The organism is Nocardia noduli (genome assembly GCF_019038455.1).
GTDB lineage: Bacteria > Actinomycetota > Actinomycetes > Mycobacteriales > Mycobacteriaceae > Nocardia > Nocardia noduli.
Genome location: NZ_JAFMPL010000219.1, coordinates 1 through 1,787 on the forward strand (window position 1 = coordinate 1; position 1,787 = coordinate 1,787).

The window sequence follows — 1,787 nt, forward strand, 5'->3', positions numbered from 1 at the left end:
GAGCTCGGTGATCGTGAGGTGCGCGGGGTCGGCGGGCGGCGCGGAGTGAGTCACGGCGAATGGGTCCTTCCGGTCGGGGTGGGCAGATTGCCGGTGGTGCCCCTTGGTGTGGGTTTGAGCACCCCGATCGGGGAGCGGACGGTCGCTGCCGGTGTCGGTCAGTCCGGTGGGGCGGGGACGCGGGTCCATCCGTGGGATTGGCAGGTGTAGTGGCGGTCGTCGAGTGCGACGAGGTCGCCGACCGACAGGGACCGCAGTCCTGTCACGCCGTGCATCCCTTTGGCGTACCAGGTGTCGGTGTGGATGTGGTCGTTGTCGTGTTCGGGGTGGTCGTTGAATGTGGCGAAGACGCGTTCGAGCAGAACCTCGTCGGTGTCGGCGGCCGGGTCGACGCACAGCATGTAGGTGTAGGCCAGTGTCACGGGTGCGTCGGGCCGGTATCCGGTGAGCAGCGCGGTCGGGTCGGTGTTGAGGTAGACCCGTACCCGGACCTCGCCCGGGTGGGGTACGGGTACGGGTACGGCGTCGCGCAGTGCGCGCAGTGCGCGGCGGGCGCGGTTCGGAAGTCGATGCACGAAGGGATGCTCCTGTCGGATCGGGGGTTGGTGGACCGGTCCGCCGCAGGGGTCGACACCGCGGCGGACCGGCGAACAAGGCGAGCGAGGATCGAGCCGGGGTCAGGCCACCGCTGCGGCGTGGCCGTTGGTGGCGACGAGTCCGAGGTCGATGCGGCAGTCTGTGCAGTAGTTGTCGGCGTGCACGATGCCGTTGCGGGCGCAGGCGTCGCAGCGTCCGATGCGCTGCCCGGCCCCGAGCGCGGAACCGCCCCGGCGCGGCCGACGCGCGGCGGTGGGGCGGGGTGCGCGTTCGGGCTGTTCGAGGTTCATTGCCATCCATCGGGTGATCAGCCGCCAGGTCGGTCCGGTGTTCGCCGCGGCGGCGCGCACCCGATCGAGCAATGTCCGCACTTGTTCGGGGTGGGCGGCGGCGATGTGGGCGCAGCGGGATTCGACGAAGCTCCGCATCCCGAACCCGGCAGGCAGTGCGGGGATGCCGCGGTGGCCGTCGGCGCGGCAGACATCGCAGAGCCCGTCGTCGCTGAGCACGATCCCGTGGCGGGTGTGGAAGGGGCGGCGGTCGCTGGCGGGCCGGTCGATCCAGCAGCCCACGCACGGCCACCCGAGATACGGGGTCATCGCCGCGAGGTCGTAGTCCAACCCGGAGCCCTGCCAGGTGGACTCGCGGACGTCGAGTTCGCTGTAGGGCAGGTATTCGTCGCGGTCGCTGGGCACCGGGAGCCCGGTGCGACGGATGGCGAAGCGGGACTGGTCGGCCGTGGTGATCCGTGGCGGGAACTGCGGCCGGGTGCGGCGGGCACGCGCGCCCCGCGCCCGCGCGGAGGGTTCGGGCTCGATGGCGTGTCCGCGCAGGAACTCCCGGGCCGCGTCCTCGAGACGGGCGTACCGGCGTTCGGGTGTGATGTGGCGTTCGGGGAGTTCGGGGGCGAGCAGGTGCCGGTCGTTTTCGGTGTAGCAGTGCGCGACGTGCAGGAAGTAGGAGCGGTCCCACAGTTCGGCTTGCACGTGCGCCCACACCTGCCCGGCCTTCTTCCGCGGTTCGGGTACCGGCGGGGTGCGGTCGTCGTCGATCGCGGTGTCGATGGCGTACAACCGCTGTGCGGCGTAGCCGGAGTATTCGCGGTGGCGGCGTTCGGCGACCGCGAGGTCACGCGCGCGGTGGCGTAGGCTCACCAGCCCGGTGGTGGGGGCGGGGATGCGGGCACGGCG

At 71.6% G+C, this 1,787-nt stretch carries 2 protein-coding genes; both read right to left on the reverse strand.

Annotated elements, in window-relative coordinates; translation table 11 throughout:
- Window positions 1-158: 158 nt before the first annotated feature.
- The gene (locus JZ792_RS40985) at window positions 159-575 is read right to left on the reverse strand and encodes a hypothetical protein (protein ID WP_216918349.1); all 417 of its coding nucleotides are present in this window, start codon (window positions 573-575) and stop codon (window positions 159-161) included.
- Between the two features lie 102 nt (window positions 576-677).
- The coding region (locus JZ792_RS40990) for a hypothetical protein (RefSeq protein WP_216918351.1) at window positions 678-1,787 on the reverse strand (1,110 nt) is incomplete at its 5' end.